The sequence below is a fragment of the Curtobacterium sp. ODYSSEY 48 V2 genome (assembly GCF_023712625.1).
Lineage (GTDB): Bacteria > Actinomycetota > Actinomycetes > Actinomycetales > Microbacteriaceae > Curtobacterium.
In genome coordinates this window covers 1-19,506 of the sequence record NZ_JAMAXX010000013.1, presented here as the reverse complement: position 1 = coordinate 19,506, position 19,506 = coordinate 1, and the positions used below count along the sequence as shown (strand labels likewise).

Annotated in this window: 18 protein-coding genes; 7 read left to right on the top strand and 11 right to left on the bottom strand. The window is 73.6% G+C overall.

Annotated features, from left to right (window positions below; genetic code table 11):
• Positions 1 to 56: 56 nt before the first annotated feature.
• From M3666_RS16050 to M3666_RS16040, 3 genes are read right to left on the bottom strand one after another with little or no spacing between them, the layout of a single operon-like run.
• Positions 57 to 1,214 carry a Gfo/Idh/MocA family protein gene (locus tag M3666_RS16050; protein ID WP_209685846.1) on the bottom strand — a complete coding sequence of 386 codons (1,158 nt, stop codon included), beginning with the start codon at positions 1,212 to 1,214 and terminating at the stop codon, positions 57 to 59.
• Positions 1,211 to 2,053 (bottom strand): sugar phosphate isomerase/epimerase, encoded by an 843-nt coding sequence (locus M3666_RS16045; RefSeq protein ID WP_235426371.1) that lies wholly within the window; start codon positions 2,051 to 2,053, stop codon positions 1,211 to 1,213. Before M3666_RS16045 ends, M3666_RS16050 begins: the two co-directional genes overlap by 4 nt.
• Positions 2,050 to 3,417: an MFS transporter gene (locus M3666_RS16040; protein WP_066656135.1), complete on the bottom strand. Its 1,368-nt coding sequence runs from the start codon at positions 3,415 to 3,417 to the stop codon at positions 2,050 to 2,052. The genes M3666_RS16045 and M3666_RS16040 overlap by 4 nt, the downstream gene beginning before the upstream one ends.
• Before the next feature lie 302 nt (positions 3,418 to 3,719).
• Here M3666_RS16040 and M3666_RS16035 point away from each other — a divergent pair, with 302 nt between their 5' ends.
• Positions 3,720 to 4,025 (top strand): putative quinol monooxygenase, encoded by a 306-nt coding sequence (locus tag M3666_RS16035; RefSeq protein ID WP_066656138.1) that lies wholly within the window; start codon positions 3,720 to 3,722, stop codon positions 4,023 to 4,025.
• 118 nt (positions 4,026 to 4,143) lie between these two features.
• Here M3666_RS16035 and M3666_RS16030 read toward each other — a convergent pair whose 3' ends face one another.
• On the bottom strand, positions 4,144 to 5,400 hold the full coding sequence (locus M3666_RS16030; RefSeq protein ID WP_251155778.1) for an endo-1,4-beta-xylanase: 1,257 nt from the start codon (positions 5,398 to 5,400) through the stop codon (positions 4,144 to 4,146).
• A gap of 203 nt (positions 5,401 to 5,603) precedes the next feature.
• Here M3666_RS16030 and M3666_RS16025 point away from each other — a divergent pair, with 203 nt between their 5' ends.
• The 6 genes from M3666_RS16025 (at position 5,604) to M3666_RS16000 (ending at position 13,101) form a co-directional block, all read left to right on the top strand.
• Positions 5,604 to 7,658, top strand: a complete 2,055-nt coding sequence (locus M3666_RS16025; protein ID WP_251155777.1) for a glycosyltransferase family 39 protein — start codon at positions 5,604 to 5,606, stop codon at positions 7,656 to 7,658.
• A 28-nt stretch (positions 7,659 to 7,686) separates the two neighbouring features.
• Entirely contained in the window at positions 7,687 to 8,295 is a 609-nt protein-coding gene (locus M3666_RS16020; RefSeq protein WP_251155776.1) for a molybdenum cofactor guanylyltransferase, read from the top strand.
• A 4-nt stretch (positions 8,296 to 8,299) separates the two neighbouring features.
• Positions 8,300 to 8,632 carry a DUF6457 domain-containing protein gene (locus tag M3666_RS16015; protein WP_251155775.1) on the top strand — a complete coding sequence of 111 codons (333 nt, stop codon included), beginning with the start codon at positions 8,300 to 8,302 and terminating at the stop codon, positions 8,630 to 8,632.
• Complete coding sequence (locus M3666_RS16010) at positions 8,629 to 9,825, top strand: molybdopterin molybdotransferase MoeA (protein ID WP_066656155.1); 1,197 nt, start codon at positions 8,629 to 8,631, stop codon at positions 9,823 to 9,825. The genes M3666_RS16015 and M3666_RS16010 overlap by 4 nt, the downstream gene beginning before the upstream one ends.
• A 106-nt stretch (positions 9,826 to 9,931) precedes the next feature.
• A complete protein-coding gene (gene fdhD, locus M3666_RS16005; RefSeq protein WP_251155774.1) occupies positions 9,932 to 10,798 on the top strand; it encodes a formate dehydrogenase accessory sulfurtransferase FdhD in 867 nt (288 codons plus the stop codon).
• A 38-nt stretch (positions 10,799 to 10,836) separates the two neighbouring features.
• Complete coding sequence (locus tag M3666_RS16000) at positions 10,837 to 13,101, top strand: FdhF/YdeP family oxidoreductase (RefSeq protein ID WP_209685966.1); 2,265 nt, start codon at positions 10,837 to 10,839, stop codon at positions 13,099 to 13,101.
• A 145-nt stretch (positions 13,102 to 13,246) separates the two neighbouring features.
• Here M3666_RS16000 and M3666_RS15995 read toward each other — a convergent pair whose 3' ends face one another.
• From M3666_RS15995 to M3666_RS15965, 7 genes are all read right to left on the bottom strand, one after another.
• Entirely contained in the window at positions 13,247 to 14,122 is an 876-nt protein-coding gene (locus M3666_RS15995) for a hypothetical protein (RefSeq protein WP_251155773.1), read from the bottom strand.
• The gene (locus M3666_RS15990) at positions 14,119 to 14,679 is read right to left on the bottom strand and encodes an RNA polymerase sigma factor (RefSeq protein WP_066656163.1); all 561 of its coding nucleotides are present in this window, start codon (positions 14,677 to 14,679) and stop codon (positions 14,119 to 14,121) included. Before M3666_RS15990 ends, M3666_RS15995 begins: the two co-directional genes overlap by 4 nt.
• A gap of 67 nt (positions 14,680 to 14,746) precedes the next feature.
• The gene (locus M3666_RS15985) at positions 14,747 to 15,256 is read right to left on the bottom strand and encodes a hypothetical protein (protein WP_251155772.1); all 510 of its coding nucleotides are present in this window, start codon (positions 15,254 to 15,256) and stop codon (positions 14,747 to 14,749) included.
• Between the two features lie 120 nt (positions 15,257 to 15,376).
• Complete coding sequence (locus M3666_RS15980) at positions 15,377 to 17,293, bottom strand: choice-of-anchor G family protein (RefSeq protein ID WP_251155771.1); 1,917 nt, start codon at positions 17,291 to 17,293, stop codon at positions 15,377 to 15,379.
• Complete coding sequence (locus M3666_RS15975) at positions 17,290 to 18,015, bottom strand: hypothetical protein (RefSeq protein WP_066656170.1); 726 nt, start codon at positions 18,013 to 18,015, stop codon at positions 17,290 to 17,292. Before M3666_RS15975 ends, M3666_RS15980 begins: the two co-directional genes overlap by 4 nt.
• Positions 18,012 to 18,599, bottom strand: coding sequence for a signal peptidase I (locus M3666_RS15970; protein WP_066656173.1), 588 nt, complete (start codon positions 18,597 to 18,599; stop codon positions 18,012 to 18,014). Before M3666_RS15970 ends, M3666_RS15975 begins: the two co-directional genes overlap by 4 nt.
• Positions 18,596 to 19,276 (bottom strand): acyl-CoA dehydrogenase, encoded by a 681-nt coding sequence (locus M3666_RS15965; RefSeq protein ID WP_251155770.1) that lies wholly within the window; start codon positions 19,274 to 19,276, stop codon positions 18,596 to 18,598. The genes M3666_RS15970 and M3666_RS15965 overlap by 4 nt, the downstream gene beginning before the upstream one ends.
• Positions 19,277 to 19,506: the final 230 nt, after the last annotated feature.

The window sequence follows — 19,506 nt, the reverse complement described above, 5'->3', positions numbered from 1 at the left end:
CGGACGGGAGGCTCGGTGCCGGCCGACACCGAGCCTCCCGTCCGTCGTGTGGCCGCTCAGACCGTGGCGGACGCACCCTCGAGGGTCGCGGCGAGCGGGTCGAAGTCCTCGGGCAGCGACGCGATCGGCGCCACCGTCGACGCAACCTCGACGAACGCGCGGCGCGCGACGGACTCCTCGACCGCGACCATGGTGTCGAGCACGTGGTACCCGACCTCGCCGGTCGCGATGTGCGCACCGCCCCCGCGGATCGCCCGTGCCATGTCGAGCACGCCGAGGCCGCGGCCGACCGTCGGTTCCTCGTCGGAGAGGGTCTCCCACGCCTGCTCGATCGGGAACGACACGTCCGTGCCGAGCGGTCGTGCGATGCGGATCGGGTGTCCGCCACCGAAGGTGTTCGGGTCCGGGAGCACGATCGTGCCCTCGGTGCCGTTCACCTCGAAGACGCCGTGCCGGAACAGCGGGGTGTCGAACGACAGCAGCGACTGCGCGTTCCCGCCCTGCTCGAAGGACGTGAGCACCGAGAGGTGCGTCGGGACCTCGACCGGGAACTCCTGCCCGGCGTTCGGACCGACCACCAGCTGCCGGGTCTCGCGCGACCGGGACCCCGTCGCCACGACGGACGCGACCGGGCCGAGCAGGTGCACGAGCGCCGTGAAGTAGTACGGGCCCATGTCGAACAGCGGGCCGGCACCCTTCGCGTAGAGGAAGGACGCGTTCGGGTGGAACACGTCCGGTCCCTGCCACTGGAAGCTCGTGACGGCGGTGAGGGGGGTGCCGATCGCGCCGGCCTCGATCGCGCGCTTCGCGGTCTGCCACCCGGTGCCGAGGACGGTGTCCGGTGCGATGCCGAGACGCAGGCCGAGCTCGTCGGCGAGCGCCACGAGTCCGGCGGCGCTCTCGCGGTCGACGCCGATCGGCTTCTCGCTCCAGACGTGCTTGCCGGCGCGGAGTGCCGCCGTGGAGACCTCGACGTGCGTGGCGGGCAGGGTGAGGTTCACGACGATCTCGACGTCGGGGTCGGTGAGGACCTCGTCGCCGGTGCCCGACGCGGGGATGCCCCACTTCGCCGCCGACGCCGCGGCGCGCTCGGTGTCGATGTCGCCGATCCGGACCACCTCGACGTCCGGGAAGGTCGTGAGGTTCGTCAGGTACTGCTCGCTGATCATCCCGGCGCCGATGAAGCCGACGCCGACGCGGCCGGTGCGGGTCATGCGGACACCCCCGTGGTGGCGGTCTCGTCCGACCCGGCGAGCGCGGCCTGCAGCCAGCGGTACGACTGCTCGACCCCGTCGAAGATCTCCCCGTCGAAGCCGTCGAACTCGATGACGGCGTACTCGAGCGCCGGTGCTGCGGCGAGCGCCTCGGCCAGCCGGACGTCGCCCTGGCCGGCCGGGGTCTGGTCGGTCGGCACCTGCGCGGTGGAGATCCCCTCGCGCATCGGGCCGTCCTTGACGTGCACGGCGACGATGCGGTCGCCGAGCTCCTCGACGAAGGGCACGAGGTCGATGCCCGCGGCGGACGCCCAGTACAGGTCGAGCTCGAGCACGACGCGCGGGTCGAGCAGTTCGGCGAGCACCTGGAGCGCGGGCTTCCCGTCGATGCGCGGCCGGAGCTCGTGGTCGTGGTTGTGGTAGCCGACGCGCAGGCCGTGGACGGCGGCTTCCTCGGCGGCGGCGTTCAGCCGGGCGGCGACCCGCTCGACGCCCTCGCGGGTCGTCCAGTGGTCGGGACCGACGAACGGGTCGATGACGATCTCGATGCCGAGCGCCGACGCCTCGGCGAACGTCTCGGCGTGCGACGGGGCGGTCATCACCGTGCCGTCCGGCAGCGGGATCGACTCCTCGACCAGGAAGGCGTGGCCGGTGCGGGCGCTGATGCCGTGCGCGTCGAACGCCGTCCGGAGCTCGGCTGCGCGGCCGACGAAGGCGAACGCCTCGACGGTGTCGAACCCGATGCCGGCCAGGCGGGCGACGCCGCCGTCGAGGTCGGGCGCCAGCGCCTTGTCGACCGTGTAGAGCTGGAGGGAGATGCGGGGTGCCACGGTGGTCACCGGACCTTCTTGATCGGGAGGATGACGAGCGCACCGAGGAGCACGGCGACGCCGGCACCCCAGAGCATGAGCGTGTAGTTCTGGCCGCCGCCGAGGCCCAGCAGGAACAGGCCGACCGCCGGGGCGAGCGACTGCGGCAGGGCGTTGGCGATGTTGATGACACCGAGGTCCTTGCCCGGACGCTCGGGGTCGGGCAGCACGTCGACGACGAGCGCGGTGTCGATCGCTGCGTAGATGCCGAAGGCGAACCCGAGCACGATCTCCGCGAAGTAGAACCCGCCGACGCTGTCGACGTGCGCGAGGATCACCAGGCCGACCGCGGTGAGGGCGGTGGAACCCCAGACGAAGACCTTGCGGCGTCGGACGCGGTCGGACACCCAGCCCGAGACCGCGGCGCTGACGAGCAGGGCGACCGTGTACAGGAGCACACCGAACGCGACGGTGGCGGTGGCCTCGGCCAGGTCCTCGATCCCGATCTGCTCCTGCATGTACAGCACGCGGTACGTCGTGAACATGAACGTGCCGAAGGTGATGAGGAAGCGGCCCCACCAGGCGAGCCCGAAGTCGGGGTGCTTGATCGGGTTCGTCCAGAACGACGCGATCAGGGTGACCCAGCTGAAGGGCTTGGTCGTGGCCGGGAGCTCGTCGCGGGCCACGACCGCGTAGACGAGGATCACGACGATCGCCAGGATGCCCGGCGCGATGAAGAGGACCGGCAGGTTCCCGACCAGGTACACGGCGAGGTAGAGGCCGGCGAGGATCGCGATGTTCTGCGCGAGGGCGATGACGCTCGACGCCTTGCCGCGCTGGAACTCGGGCACGTTGTCCGCGAAGCTCGCGGTCAGGGTGGCGAGGACGGCGTTCGCGGCGACCTGGGCGAGCACCCACGCGATGGTGAGCTGCAGGACGTCCGGCGCGAACGCGAGCCAGGCCAGCGCGACGACGAAGACGACGACGCCACCGACCATCCAGGGCCGACGGCGACCCCAGCGCGTGCGGGTGCGGTCGGAGAGTGCCCCCGCCAGCGGGTTGGCGAGCAGGGCGCCGAGGGCACCGAACGGCAGGACCGACCCGACGATCGTCTCGGGGCTGTCCGGGTTCAGCACCGTCGCCTTGATCGCCATGCCCACGAACACCGGGGTGAGCAGGGCGGCGAAGAGGCCGAACTGGGCCAGGCTGAGTGCCCAGAGGTACTTCGGGCCGACCCGGACGGTGCTGACGTTCTGCGTGAGGCCCTCGACCGAGAACGCACGCGATGCGGCTGCGGGGTCGGTGCTCGTGGCTCCCGCGGCCGCGGTGACCGGCGGGTTCGCGGTACCGGCGAGACCGGACTGCGGTTCTTCCTTCGACGTCGGTGTCGACATGACTCCTCCTCGAGCCATCGGGGGCGGCGTGCCCTCTCGAATACCTAGTGCTGCTAGGTGATCAGGACAGTAACACCGAAAACCTTCCTCCGGAAGCTTTCTTTCCGACATGTGTCGGCGTCGGGCCCGCAACGCGCAACTCCGGCGGTTCCCCGCAGCGCCCCACCGCTGCGAGCAGTCGCCGACGTTGCATTCTGCGCTTCTCCGTCGGTCCGCGGAACACCACGGGTCACCCGGACGTTGGCGCACTCGGCACCCGACGGACGGGTGCCGAGAACGAGCACCAGACGAAAGGCACGCACATGACCCAGACGGTCCTCCTCGAGGTCCAGCTGCGAGACGACGTCGCGCAGGACACGATCGACTCCGCGATCCGCGAGACCCTCGCCCAGACGGCGACCTTCGCCGGCAACGAGTCGCTCGAGGTCCTGGTCGACGACTCCGACCCGCTGCACCTCGTCGTGCTCGAGCGGTGGACGACGCCCGCCGACCACGACGCCTACGTCGCCTGGCGCGCGACCGACGAGGGTGCCCCGAGGGCCCTCGCGGCGATCGTCGCCGCGCCGCCCGTCACGCGGACGTTCGGCCGGACGCTCGACCTGGGCTGAGCACGCAGGGCCGCGTCCGCGGTCCCGACGGCACCGCACCGCGCGGCGCGGGACCGGGGGGCGACACCGGACGGGAGGCACGGGACGGACCCGCACCGCGCCTCCCGTCCGCCGCTGGTCACGTCGCGGACGCGACCACCCGCTGCTCGGCCGGCTCGCGCCCGACGGTGACCGCCGCCGACGTGCCCCGCACCTCGGCCCGGTACTCCCCCCGGAACCCGCGCACCCGCACCTGCCCGCGCTCGTCCGTGCGGAGCACCGTCGGCCCGGTCCACCACTCGTCCTTCACCAGGCGACGGAGTGCCTCGTACGACGGCTTCGGCGTCCCGTCCTCGCGGACCAGCCCGATCGGCGCGCCGAGCCAGGCGCCCGCGTCGGTGATGCCCCAGGAGGTGACCGCCTCGACCGCGGGGTGCCCGACCAGGCTCCGGTAGTGCCGCTCGACCTCGTCCGCCTGTCGGGCCTCGCCCTCGGGCGTCGAGGGCCACGAGTCCACCACGTGGTCGTTCAGGTCCACGATGTCCGCGGGCATGAGGTCACCCGACACGAGCGAGGTCTCGGTCAGGTGCAGCGGCAGGCCGTACCGGGCGAAGCGGTCGACCATCGCGAGCATCGTCTCCTCACCCCAGTACCCCTGGTGCATGTGGGTCTGCAGCCCGATGGCGTCGATCTGCACGCCGGCCTCGAGCACGCCCTCGATCAGGCACTCGTACGCGCTCGACAGGTCGAAGTCGTTGAGCAGCAGGGTCGCGTGCGGGTTCGCGGCGCGGGCCTCCTCGAACGCCATCCGGATCGTCGGGATGCGGCCCTTCGCCCGGGCGAGCGGGGTGATGGCGTTGTCGCCGTTGTCGAACACGGGCATGATGACGACCTCGTTGATCGCGTCCCACGTGTCGACCAGCCCGGCGAGGTCGCCGACGTCACGGCGGATGCGCTCCCGCTGCAGCTGCTCGACCTCGTCGAGGGGCAGCCCGGGGAGCCAGTCCGGCTGCACGGTGTGCCAGACGAGCGGGTGCCCCTTGAGCGCGATCCCCCGGTCGCGGAACCACTCCGCGGTGCGCCGGAGTCGAGCGGTGTCCGGGCGCCCGCGCTCCGGCTCGAAGCGCCCCCAGTAGAACGGCAGCGTCGCGGTCGTGAAGACGTCGGCGTACAGGTCGGCGAGGCGTTCGAGGCGCTCCCGTCCGGCACCGTCGACCTCGTCGTTCGCCAGCTCCACGAAGTCGAACCCGATGTTGCCGAACCCGAAGGCGTGCCGGGTCTGCTCGACGGCGACCTCGACGTCCGGCAGCGGTGCGCCGTGGTGGTCGACGACCGTCAGGACCGTCTCGCCGGTGCGGTGCGCGACCGACTCGTGCTGGACTCCGTGCTCGACCATGGGCTGCTCCTCCGGCGGCCGCGTCGCCAGCGTCGTCCGGTTTTGTTGTGCTGCCGAACATAGCCGGTGCTCGGCGGACGCGACAGCCCCGACCCCACCGTCGTCCGGAGACCGCGGTTCCCTGGGGGCCTGGCTGAACGGATCCGTTGCCCCCGGGCGGCTCCGCACGGCTGCTCCATCGACTGCGGCGGGACAGTCACCGCATGACGACGACGATCGACGCGGCCGCGGGACGCCCGGCCCGGTGGTGGCACCAGAGCCGGTGGGAGCAGACCACCCTCACCCTGGTGGTGGTGCTCGGCGCGGTGCTCACGAGCTGGAACCTCGGCCGCGGCGGCGACCTGTCCTTCTACGCGAGCGCCGTCCGGTCCATGTCCGAGTCCCTGCCGGCCTTCCTCTCGGGCTCCTTCGACCCGGATGCGACGGTCACGCTCGACAAGCTCGCCGGCTTCGCGGTCCCCCAGGCGATCAGCGTGCACCTCTTCGGCATGTCCGCGGCCGCGATGGGCCTGCCGCAGGTCGTCGAGGGCGCCGTCACCACGCTGGCGGTGTCGGTGGTCGTGCTCCGCTGGCTCGGGGCCCGCGCCGGTCTGGTCGCGGCCGCGCTGACCGCCGCGACCCCGATCTTCGTGTCGATGTTCGGCCACCCGATGGAGGACGGCCTGCTCACCGCTGCGCTCGCCGTCGCCCTCGTGTGGTGGCAACGCGCCGCCCTGACCCGCACCTGGTGGCCGCTGCTGCTCGCGGGGCTGTTCGTCGGCATCGGGTTCCAGGCCAAGATGCTGCAGGCGTGGCTGGTCCTGCCGGCGCTGGTGGTCGGCACCCTCGTCGCGACCGCCGGTCCGGGTCCGCGCTGGCGTCGGGCCGCCGGTCACCTCGCCGCCCTGGTGTCGGCGACGCTGGTCGCGAGCCTCGGCTGGTCGGTCGTCGTCGCCCTGCTCCCGACGGCCGACCACCCGTTCGTCGACGGCTCCACCGACGACAGCGTCTTCGCGATGGTCTTCGGCTACAACGGGGTCGACCGGTTCCTGCCGGGCGCCTGGCCGGGCGCCGTCAGTGCGCTGCGGACCGCGAGTGACGCGGCCGCGGACCGGTGGTCGCTCGCGGTCAGCCACGCAGCCGGACACCCGCTCCTGCAGCTGTTCTCGCCCCGCTACGCCTCGCAGGTCGGGTGGTCGTGGCCCGCTGCGCTCGCCGGGATCGTGCTCGGCGCGTTCCGCTGGTGGCCGCGGCGCACCGTCCGGGAGGCCCGGGTCCCCTCCGCCACGCTGTGCACGCTGGTCGTCTGGCTGGCGACCGCGGTGGTGGTCCTGTCCGTCATGCACCTGCCGCACACCGCCTACGTCGCGGGCATCGGCGTGCAGCTCGCCGCCCTCGCCGCCCTCGGCTGGTGGGGAGCCGCCCGGCTCGCGGACGCGCCGGACCGCCGACTGCGGCTCGTCCCCGCCGGGCTGCTCGTCCTGCAGGGCGCCTGGTGGACCTGGCTCGCACGCACCTCGGCAGAGCCGGCACTGCTCGCGACCGTCGCCGTCGGCACGACCGCCGCCGCCCTCGTCGTGCTCGCTGTCCGGAGCCGTCGGTCCGGGTCGGCGGCGACCGGACGAGCGCCGGGCGGGGCGGGGCGCCGGACCGCGGGGGCCCTGCTCGTCGCCGCGGTCGTGCTCGGGCCCGCGTGCTTCTCCCTGCAGGCGCTCGACGCCGCTCGCGACGGTGACCGGGGCGACGCGTCGGTCGGGGTGCGACAGGACGCTGCGACGTGGGACGCTGCACGGTCGCGGCGGGTGTCGGCGCCGGGCCGAGGCGGTCCCCGCCGCGTCGGGCAGGCGACCGAGGACGCTCCCTTCACCGTCTCGGCACCGGACCCGTGGGGCGCTGGGCAGGGCCTGCCCACGGCGGACGCCGAACTGGTGCGGGACGCCGAGCGCGCAGGTGGCGGGCGGGACGGCGCCCCGCTGTTCCTCACCGACTCGTGGCGGGTCGCGTCGGACGTGATCGGTGCCACCGGCAAGGAGGTCCTGACCGACGGCGGGTTCTCCGGACAGGTAGCCGTGTTCTCCGCGGCGCAGATCGAGTCGATGGTGCACTCCGGTCGGGAACGGCTGTTCCTCGTCGCACGGGACGGACGCGCCGCGGACCCGGTGCGCCAGGCCACGACCGCGCTCGGGTGCCGCGTCCTGCACCGGTGGGGCCCCGCGTTGGGCCAGGGACCGTCGCAGTGGGACGCACTCCAGTCCTTCGCGCTCGAGCGCTGCTCCTGACCCCGGGCCGTCCGGCTACGGTGCAGGCATGACCTCCCCGACCGCACCGCACCACGACGCCGTCCTGCTGGCCGGCGGCCGAGCGACGCGCATGGGTGGGATCGACAAGACCGCCCTCGTCGCCGACGGCGTCGCACTGTCCGACCACGCCGTCGCCGCGGCCGCCGGCGCTCGTCGGACCGTGCTCGTCGGGCTGCGGGCGGGACGGGGTGCACCCGCCGGGGTCGTGCACACGCGCGAGGACCCGCCCCTCGGCGGGCCGGTCGCCGCGATCGCCGCCGGACTCGCCGCCGTGGCCGACCCCGCGCCGTGGACGCTCGTGCTCGCGTGCGACCTCGTGCGTCCGGAGCCGGCGGCCGCGCTGCTGCTCGACGCCGCCGGCACGGCACCCGACGACACGGACGGCGTCGTCGCGGTCGACGAGGACGGGCGTCGCCAGCACCTGCTCGCGCTGTACCGCTCGGACGCGCTGCGCGCCGCGGTCCGGGCGCTCGGCGACCCGACCGGCGCGGCGGTGCGACGGCTGACCGACGGCCTCCGGCTCGTCGAGGTCCCGCTGCCCGCCGCACTCTGTGCGGACGTGGACGAACCGGAGGACGCCACGCGGGCCACGGCGGACGCCCGGCTGCTTGACTGACCGCATGACCACTGACGACGTCCTCGCCGCCTGGACCGCCGAGCTCGCCGAGGCGCTCGGCCTCCCCGAGGGCTCTGCGCTCGACCGCGACGTCGTGCTCGACCTCGCCCGTGACGCCGCGCACGGCGTGGCCCGTCCGGCTGCCCCGCTGACCACCTTCCTGGTCGGGTACGCCGCGGGGCTCCGCGGCGGGTCGGAGGCGGACCTGGCCGACGCCGCAGCGACCGCGACACGGCTCGCGCTCGCGCACGGGGACACCCCGGACACGACCGACGGCCCGGACGGACCCGAGCAGACGGGCCGGACCGACGGCACCACCGGGTCCGACGCCCGGTGACGCTGGTCCTGCCGTCCTGGTCCGACGCCCGGCACGAGGCACACCGGCAGGGCGTCCGCCTCGCCGCCGACACCGCCGCCGACCCGGGAGCCGGATCCGTCCGGCTCGACCTGGCGTCGGCGCTCGGCCGGACGCTCGCCGGCGACCTCGCCGCCCGCGGCGACGTCCCCGGGCACGACGGCGCAGCCATGGACGGGTGGGCCGTCGCGGGACCGGGGCCGTGGGTGCTCGGCGCGCCGATCGTCGCCGGAGCGGTCCCGTCCGACGCGCCGCTGACGACCGGGCACGCCCGACCGATCACGACCGGGGCACCCGTCCCGCCCGGCACGGCGGCCGTGGTGCGGTCCGAGGACGCCACCGTCGACGACGACGGCCGGTTGGTCCGCCACACGCCGTCCACCCGACGACACGTCCGGCCGGCGGGCGAGGAGGTCACCCGGGACCAGGTGCTGTTCACCGGCGGCACGGTGCTCACGCCTCCGCGTGCAGCGTTGGCAGCCGCCTCGGGGGTCGACGACGTGCGCGTCGCGCCGGTCCCGACCGCCCGGGTCGCGGTGCTCGGCGACGAGGTCGTCGGTGCCGGGGTCCCACGACCCGGACAGGTCCGCGACGTCTTCTCGCACACCCTTCCCGCGGTGCTCGGGACCTTCGGTGCCGACCCCGTCGCCGCGGACCGCGTGCCGGACGACGCCGACACCACCGCCCGCGTGCTCGACGCCGCCCGCGAGCGCCTCGTCGTGAGCACGGGCGGCACGGCCGGTTCGTCGACCGACCACGTCCGCGGTGCGCTCGCCCGGATCGGGGCCGAGCTGCTCGTCGACCGGGTCGACGTGCGTCCGGGTCGACCGATGCTGCTGGCCCGCCGGGGCCCGACGGTGTTCCTGTGCCTGCCAGGCAACCCGATGGCCGCGATGGTCGGCCTCGTGCTGCTCGGTGGACCGCTCGTCGCCGGACTGCTCGGACGGCCGCTCGAGCCGGTGGGACGGGTGCGGCTCGCGGTCGACGTGCCCAACGACCGACCGGGCGCGCTGGTGCTCGCGTACCGCGCGACGCCCGAGGGCGCCGTCCCGGCGTCGCACCAGACCTCGGCGATGCTGCGGGGCCTGGCCGACGCGGACGGACTGCTGGTCGTCCCGGCCGGGGGCGGCGTGGCGGGCGAGGACGTGCCTCCCGTCCGGCTGCCGTGGTGCTGACGGGCGCACCGGACGGTCCGACGGCAGGCCTGAGGACCGCCACAGGACGGCGTGCGGGAACCGCACCGCCCTGGCGGGTGCCGGGCACGGGTGGTAGACCCGGAGCATGAGCCGGATCACGGCGCGGAAGCGCGTCACCCGCATCACCGTCGCGACGTCCCGGTCGGTGCGCGACGACCTGCTGGCCGTCGAGGAGCCGCTCGAGATCCGCGTCGGCGGGAACTCGCTCGCGATCACCATGCGGACGCCCGGCAACGACGTCGACCTCGCCGCGGGGTTCCTGGTGTCCGAGGGCGTGATCGCCCGGGGTGACGACTTCGCCGCCGCCCGGTACTGCGCCGGCGCGACTGACGAGGGGCTCAACACCTACAACGTGCTCGACGTGACGCTCGCACTCGGCGTCCCCGCGCCGGACCCGAGCCTGGAGCGCGCGTTCTACACGACGAGCTCGTGCGGCCTGTGCGGCAAGGCCAGCATCGACGCCGTGCGGACGACCTCGCAGCACAGCGTCCTGCACGACGACCTCGTGCTCGACCCGGCGCTCCTCGCGACGTTCCCCTACCGGCTGCGCGAGGCCCAGGACGTGTTCGAGAAGACCGGCGGCCTGCACGCCGCAGCGCTGTTCGACGGCGCCAGCGGGCGGATGCTCGTGCTCCGCGAGGACGTCGGTCGGCACAACGCCGTCGACAAGGTCGTCGGGTGGGCCGTGAAGGAAGGACGGCTGCCCCTGCGCGGCACGGTCCTCATGGTCTCCGGCCGGGCGAGCTTCGAGCTGACGCAGAAGGCCTCGATGGCCGGGATCCCGGTGCTCGCCGCCGTGTCCGCGCCGTCGTCGCTCGCGGTCGACCTGGCGAAGGAGGTCGGCATCACGATCGTCGGCTTCCTGCGCGGCCAGAGCATGGTCGTCTACAGCCGCCCCGAACGCATCACCGAACCAGCACCAGCCCCTCGAGAGACCGTGAGCGCACCGTGACCGAACAGCCCCCGAAGGACGACGTGACCGACGCCGAGATGACGGTCGGCGAACCGAAGGAGTGGGCCGCAGGCGTCCCCGGCGTCCTGCACTCGATGGCCCCGGCGATCGAGCAGCTGGGCGTGGCCCGCACCGCCAAGCTCATGCTGAACCTGAACCAGAAGGGCGGGTTCGACTGCATGAGCTGCGCCTGGCCGGACCCGGACAAGCGGAAGACCGCAGAGTTCTGCGAGAACGGCGCCAAGGCGGTCGTGTGGGAGGCCACCCCGCTGCTCGTGCCGCGCACGTTCTGGTCAGAGCACTCGGTCCACGACCTCGCCGACAAGACCGAGTACTGGCTCGGACAGCAGGGCCGCATCACCGAACCCGTGTGGAAGCCCGCGGGGAAGGACCACTACGAGCCGGTCAGCTGGGAGCGGGCGTTCGGGATCATCGCGGACAAGCTGAACGGGCTCGACTCTCCCGACCAGGCGTCGTTCTACACCTCCGGGCGCACCTCGAACGAGGCGGCCTTCGTCTACCAGCTCTTCGTCCGTGCCTTCGGCACGAACAACCTGCCCGACTGCTCGAACATGTGCCACGAGTCGACGAGCCTCGCGATGGCGGAGGTCGTCGGCATCGGCAAGTCGACCATCGCCTACGACGACTTCGAGGAGACCGAGCTCATCATCGTGATGGGCCAGAACCCCGGCACGAACCACCCCCGGATGCTCACCGCGCTCGAGGACGCCAAGGAGAACGGCGCCGAGATCGTCGCCGTCAACCCGCTCCCCGAGTCGAGCCTGAAGCGCTACAAGAACCCGCAGAAGGTCCGGGGCATCGTCGGCCGCGGGACCGAGATCGCCGACCAGTTCGTGCAGATCCGGCTCGGCGGCGACATGGCCCTGCTGCAGGCGCTCGCGAAGCGCGTCGTGCAGGCCGAGCTCGCCGCCCCCGGCACGGTCGTCGACCACGCCTTCATCGCCGAGCACACCAGCGGGTACGAGGCGTTCGTCGAGCACGTCCTGCGGGTCGACGACGACGAGGTCCTCCGCGCCACCGGCCTGACCACCGAGGAGATCGACGAGCTCGCCGAGCGCTACATGCGCTCCGAGCGGACGATCATCACCTGGGCGATGGGCATCACGCAGCACACCAAGGCCGTCGACACGATCAAGGAGATCATCAACCTCCTGCTCCTCCGCGGGAACATCGGCCGACCCGGCGCCGGCGCCTCGCCGATCCGCGGGCACAGCAACGTGCAGGGCGACCGGACGATGGGCATCTGGGAGCAGATGCCGGACAGCTTCCTCGACGCCCTGGCGGAGGAGTTCCACTTCGAGCCGCCCCGCGAGCACGGGGTCGACGCCCTGAAGGGCATCACGGCGATGCAGCGCGGCGAGATCAAGTTCTGGATGGGGATGGGCGGCAACCTCGTCGCCGCGATCTCCGACAGCCAGCTCGCCGAGGCGGCGTTCCGCGGCACCGAGATGACGGTGCAGGTGTCGACGAAGCTGAACCGGTCGCACGCCGTCGTGGGCGAAGAAGCCCTGATCCTGCCGACGATGGGCCGCACCGAGATCGACGTGCAGGCCGCGGGCCCGCAGTTCGTCTCGGTCGAGGACACCGTGTGCTCCGTGCACGGCAGCCACGGGCAGGTCCCGCCGGTCGCCCCCGGGCTGCTGTCCGAGGTCGCGATCGTCTGCGAGCTCGCGAAGGCCACCCTCGGTGACCGCGTGGCCGTCGACTGGCAGGGCATGCGGGACGACTACGACGTGATCCGCGACCACATCAGCCACGTCGTCCCCGGCTTCGACGACTACTCCCGCCGCGCCGCGAGCAAGGAGGGCTTCGTCCTGCCGAACGGTCCCCGCGACTCCCGGACCTTCGCCACGAAGACCGGCAAGGCGATGATCACCGTGAACGAGCTCGAGCACGTGGAGCGCCCCGAGGGCACCCTGCTGCTGCAGACGCTGCGGTCGCACGACCAGTACAACACGACGATCTACAGCCTGAACGACCGGTACCGCGGCATCAAGAAGGGCCGCCACGTCGTCTTCGTGAACCCGGACGACCTGGTCGAGCTCGGGCTGCAGGACGGCGACCGGGTGGACGTCGCGACGGTGTGGGACGACGACGTCGAGCGCGTGCTGCGCGACTACCGGGTCGTCGCGTACCCGAGTGCTCGCGGGTGTGCGGCGGCGTACTTCCCCGAGGCGAACGTGCTCGTGCCGCTCGACAGCGCGGCGAAGGGCAGCAACACGCCGGTGTCGAAGGCGGTGCCGGTGCGGTTGACACGGGTGGCGGTGCCCGCGGGCGTGTGAGGCACGCGGGCGGCGGCGCGTGACACGCGTCCTGCGACGAGACCGCTGTCGTTCGACAGCCGCGACGTCGCGGAACGCGCACCGCTGACGGACGGGAGGCACGGTGCCAGCCGGCACCGTGCCTCCCGTCCGCCGCGGTGCCGGGTCAGGGCTCCGGGTGCTCGCCCTGCCAGATCGTGTCGACGGCCTCGAACTCGCGCGGGTAGCACTGGGTGTCGTAGACCTCGATGCTCTCCGACGCGATGCCGTACCGGTACCAGGGCCCGTCGCCGCCCGGTGTCGAGCTCCACAGGCCGTCCGCGGCGTACGTGAGCGGGACGACGGCCATCGGGTGGCCGGCCTGGGCCATGCACGCCTGCAGCCGGTTGAACGCCGTCGTGTACTCCTGCAACGTGACGACCCCGTCGTCGGTCTCGGCGTCCTGCTGCGGGGACGGCTCGGCGATCGTCGCCCGCTGCACCCACGACACCCAGACGGCGTACCGCGCCGACCCGGAGCTCGACAGCGTCACCGACGGGTTCCCGGCGTCGTCCGCCGGGGTCATGCTCCACGGCGTGCGGATGACGTCCTCGGTCGAGGGCAGGCACGGGTCGCCGACGTCCACGCGCGTCCCGTCGACCGCCACCCGGAGGTCCGCCCGGTCCAGGCACGTCCACGACACCGTGATCGCGTCGGCACCGCGCGGTCGGTCGTCCAACGTGATGGTCCGGTCGCCGTGCGTGACGAGGAAGGTCGGGGTCCCGAGCACCGTCGCGTGATTGCTCTCCTCCACCTGGTACCGCGCGGACGTCGCCAGCTGGGTCTCGACGGCGGCGTCCGGGTCGGCTCCGGGCAGCGCGGCCGCGGTCAGCCCGCCGGTTAGCCCACCGCCGACCACGAAGGCTGCGAGCACAGCGAGCACCGCGCCCCGGGTCGGACGGCGACGAGGGACGGGAGCGGTGCCGGGGGTGCCGGACCGGTCGACCTCCGCGACGAGCGCGTCGCGCATGGCGGTCAGGCGGGGGGAGAAGTCGTCGTTCACAGTGCGCCTCCGAGGGGTTCCGCTGTGGCTGTGTACCGCTTGTGGAGCCGGGCCTTCGCCCGGTGGAGTCGGGACTTGACGGTCCCGGGGGCGACGCCGAGCACCGCCGACGCCTCGCGCTCGCTGAGTCCCTCGAGCACGCAGAGGGTCAGGACGCGCTGGTCGTCGAGCGACAGCCGCCCCATGGCCGCGACCGCACCGCCGTCGCCGAACTGCTCCGCTGGGTCGGGCGCCGGCTCGGGCGCCGGGAACCGGCCGAGGAACGCCCGGTGCCGGTGCGCCGACCGGGTGACGTTGTGCGCGGTGTTCGTCGCCGTGACGAGGAGCCACGGCAGGAGCGAGTCGTCGACGAAGCGGACGTGGTCACGGCGCCGCCAGGCCTCGAGGAAGGTCATCGCGACGACGTCGTCCGCGTCGGCCGGTGCTGCTGCCGGGACGAGGCCGACGGCATGTCGCCGGAGCCTCGCGGCGTGCCGGTCGAAGACCCTGCCGAAGGCCTGCCCGTCCCCCGCGAGGCTCAGGGCCCAGTCGGCCCGGTCCCCCGTGATCTGGTTCATGTCAGGTGGTGTCCGCACCGACGCGATCGGTTCCCGGTTCGGCGTGTCGCGCGCGGGCGCGGCGTGTTCAGCGCTGGTCGGCGGCCTCGCGCGGCTCCGTGATCCGCTCCCCGGTCTGCGGGTCCCAGCCGATGGTCCTCGGTTCCTGCGCACGCGGGCGTCGCTCCCAGCGAGGGAACCACGGGCGTGCCGACGGCAGGTAGAGCAGCACGGCCGCGGCGACGACGGCGACCGGCTCGAGCGTGGGCCGGTCCGCGCTCCCGACGGCCACGGCGATCACGACGTCCACCAGGGCGAAGGCACCCAGCACCCCGAGCCACACCCGCGCGGTGCCGGAACCGCGCCACACGAGCAGGGTCGCCCAGGCGAGCAGCGCGCAGATCCCGAGGCCGAGCACCCCACCGATCGCGGCGATGAGCGGACCACCGGACTCGTCCTGCGCCAGCTGCACCGATGCCACCGAGAGCGTGGCGATCCGTACCAGCAGCACGACCGCCCAGATCGCCACGGCAGCGGTGACCACCGTCGGTCGTCGCAGCGGTCGGTCGCTGTCCTGCGCGCGCTCGTCCGTCGTCACGGTGCCCCCTCCGGTCGCTCACGGACTCGTCGCCCGCGTACCGCGACGGTAGCGGAGTCGAGACGCCGACGGCAGCCCTAGGGGACGACCCGCTCCGTGTCAGCGCGGCGGCGGAGGCCCTCAGGACCGCGGGGTACCGAGGTCGACCAGGTTCGGCCCGACCGTCGACGACGCCAGGTCGACCCGGGCGAGGGGTGTGCCTCCGCCCGGTCCGAGGACACCGATGCGGATCGCCGTCACCGAGTACGCGCCCGTCCTCGCGTACCGACCGTCACGGGAACCGGGGAGGTCGCGCTGCACGTTGACCTGCACCGACAGCAGCGCGGGGAGCGCCCGGAGCACCGGTGTGACCGCGGCCACGAGCGGCCCCGTCGCCGCTGCCAGGGTGCTGCCCGCGGTGGTGACCTGGGCCAGGAGTCCCCTCGCCACACCCTGGACGACTCCCGGGAGGTCCTCCGTGAGGCCGCTGACGAGCAGGCTGACGAGACCGCCCAGTCCGAGGTCGAGCCCGAGCAGCTTCGACCCGACGGTCACGGTCCCGCTCCCGCCGGCGGCGGTCCCGAGCCCGCTGTCCGTGCGGATGTCCAGTTCGACGACCGGTGTCCCGAGCAGGCCGAGCAGCTGGACGTCGAGCGCGACCTGCAGGCGCAACGCCTCGAGCGTCGAGGTCAGGACCGCCGCGATGCGTTGCGTCCAGGCGTCCAGCATCGCCGTGACCCTGGCCGTGAGCTGGTCCACGAGACCGGCGTCGAGGACGATCTCGGTGTTCGGGGGCAGGCCGTTCAACCCCGAGGACCGACCACCGACGAGCCGTGCGAGGTCGACGTGGACGCTGCCGGACGCGAGGTCGACCGTGACGACGCCGTCGGTCAGCGGCTCCCGGGTGATCGGGGCGATCGCGGTCCCGAGGTCGGCTCCCTGCAGGGTCACGCTGCCGCGCACGGTCCCGACGCGGAGCGTGCCGCCGAGCAACTCCGCGCCGATCTCGGCCCTGACGGCGTTCGCGAGCAGCCCGCCCGGACCGGCGAGCTGGGCCACCGCGCCGTCGAGCGTCCGCACCGTGCTGTCCACCGAGCTCGTGAGCGACGAGACGAGCGGACTGTCGATCCGCAGGTCGAGCCCGGCGATCCCGTAGTCGCGCGTCACCCGCCGCGACCCGTCGGCAGCGGCAGCCGCAACGGGAGCCGTCGTGGTCCCCGTCGCCGCGAGCAACGCAGGTCGGACGGTGGGCGCGTCAGCACCTGCACCGGCCGCGGTGGGACCCGCGGTCCCCCACACCTCGTCCTCGAGCAGGTCGCAGCCGTCGAGCTGCGCCGAGGATCCCACGGCCCCGACCTCGAGCCCGACGTCCGAGACGTTCCGCAGGTCGACGACCCCTGCCAGGGCCTGCCCGAGGTCGAGCGTCGCCGGCTCGGGCAGCGCCTCGGTCGGCGTGGTGTCGGTGACGAGCACGCCCCCGGAGTCACTGACCAGGCCGGAAGCGGCGACCGACCTGCCCGTGGCGACGGACGTCGCGACCTGGTTGACCGCTCCGGCCGATCCTCCGGGCAGTCCGGTGCCGAGGCCGGTCAGGTCGAGTCCGGCGACACTGCCCAGGACGCCGACGTCGAGGGGGTTGCCGTACGCGGCGGTGGTCTCCGTGCGGATGATCTCGGGCGCGGTCGCCGGGCTGACCGAGACGCCCTGCGTGCCGGTCTTCGTCACGTCGAGCCCGCGCAGGTCCGCGACCGCCCCGAGGTCCTGCCCCGCCACGCTCCCGGCGAGGAACCGGCTCGAGGAGTTCGCCGTGTAGCCGACGTCCTCGCCGCACGAGAACGACGAGGTCCCCAGAGCACCGTCACCGTGCACCCACTCCGAGTCCTGCCACGTCGCGGTCGACGGGGCGGGTCCGGGGACCGTCACCGCTGCGGTCGCCCCGACCACCGCCACGATCCCGACCAGCACGGCGCCACGACCACGGCGCAGCATGCCGAGCACCGCCGGGCGGTGACGGGCACGGTGGCGCGGTCGCTGGCGGGGGCTCGTGCGCGGGATCACCGGGCGCACCCGTCGCTCGACGCCGCTGTCCGCCACACCCGGACCACCACCCCGGCGAGCACGAGCGCCGCCGCGACGAACAGCGGCGCCACGAAGGCCGCACCGGTGGAGGCCAGCGAGGTGGACGACGCCGTCGGCGACACCGGTGGCCCCGCGACCGCGTCGTCCGCGCTCGCGGTCACCCCGAGCCCCACGGTCGCTCGGAGTCCCATGAGCCCGTCGTCGGCCGAGGCTCCCGCGGTGTCGGCGACGGCGAGCTCGACGAGCAGCCAGGTCGCACCGTCGCCGTCGGGATCGGAGACCGGCACACGGAGGGTGTCGGGCTCTCCCGGACCGACCGACAGGACCCGCTGCCCGCCGTCGCAGACCGGCACGGCATCGAGTCCTCGCCAGGGCCGCTCGCACGCCGACACGGCGACCCGGAGGCCGTCCGGGTGCTCGGCGAGCGCTCCGTCCCGACGGAGTTGCACCTCCGTCGCGATCAGCCCTGGTCGGTCGACACTGGTGCGCACCTGCCAGTGGACCGGTCGACCGGGCTGCAGCTCGGGTGCGCGCAGCGGGTACGGCGATGCCTCGAGCACGAGACCGCCCGGTACTCCGGTCTCGGGAACGACGTGCCACCCCGCTGCGACGGCCGCACCGCCGCTGGCGAGCCCGAGGACGGCGCAGATGACCGCTCCGGCCGCGGTGACTCCCGCACGAGCGCCCGCCGTACGACTCATGCTCGCGCTCCGGTGTCGTCGTCCCGAGCGGTCCGTCGTGCTGGCCAGAACGACCACACGACGAGCAGGCCGACCGTCGCCACCGCCAGCCCGCGGGCAACGGGGGTCGAGGACCACTGCAGCACGTGCCCGAGCCCGGGGGCGCTGGCGACGGTGAGCCGGGCCTCGCGGACGACCGAGGGATCACGGTCGATCGTGTCGTTCGCGTCGCCCCGCATCGTCAGCGACCTCGCCTCCGGGTCACCCGGCACCCGATCGACGGCGACCACGCGGTGGGTCACCGGCAGCTCGGATCCCGGTCGCGGGACCGTGACGACCTGCCCCGGTCGCACGTCAGCCGCTGCGATCCGCTCGGACACGACGACCGCCCCGGCGGGGATCGTCGGGCTCATCGACCCGGTGGTCACGACCACGAGCGACAGCCCCGTCGTCGTGGCGACGACCCACCACGCGACGCAGAGGACACCGACGACCCCCGCCACGGCGACGACGACGGCTCGCAGGCGGTGCAGCACGCCGCGACGGCGTGCAGCGGCGGTCGAGACCACTGCCGCGCTGTCCTGCACCGGAACGACCCCGGTCACCTCGAGGTGGCTGCGAACACCCATGCCGGCGCCGCGGTCCGTCCCTGCAGTGCGTCGAGCGCGACCCCGGCGGGCAGCGACGGCGTGGTCGGGAGCGACACCTCGAAGCAGTACGCCTGCTCCGAACCGGCGTCCGCCGCGAGCGCCTGGCTCGCGGCGGCTCCGGTCGACGCAAGGGGCCCGTCGGCGATGACGGTGCCGGTGGTGAAGGCCGTCGCACCGCACGGGACGCCGTCGGCCGTCGTCGCGACGCGGACCTGCAGGGCTTGCCAGAGCAGCTCGCCGGGGTCGGAGGTCGTCACCCCGGTCGCGGTCTCCGCCGCCGCCATCCGCACGTCGCCCGCGATCGAGCCCGCCACCGTCCGGAGTCGGACACCGGCGTACGTCGCGTCGCCCGGCGAGAGCGCGATGCCGTCGAGGCCGAAGGTCATCTCCTGGCCGGGGTTCTCCTCGGCCTGCGTCCACCCGGAGTCGAGCGCCGCGGTGACGTTCTGCTCCACCTCGAAGGTGGAGGTCCCGATCCCCGGCCCTCCGGTCCCGTTCCCGCCGAACACCCACTCGGTGTCCGTCCACGACGCGAGCGTGTACCCGACCCCGCCGACGACGAGGGCGCCGCCGGCGACGAGCGCCGCGGCCCTGGTGCGCCGCGAAGCGGGCGCGCTGGACTGTCCTGACATCGTTGCTCCTGATCCGTGCACGCGGACGCCGGTGGTGGGCCGGTCCGACACGGCGGGAGCTGGTGAGGTCCCCCGTCGGCGGCTGTCCGCTCTTCTGGGGACATGCTGCCGGACCTCCGGCCGGAAGACAAGCCAACCGCGAGGATTGCTCCGGAGACTACGGACGGGAGGCGCGGTGCCCGCAGGCACCCCGCCACCCCTCCGTCACGGGGTCGCTCCGCAGCGGACGA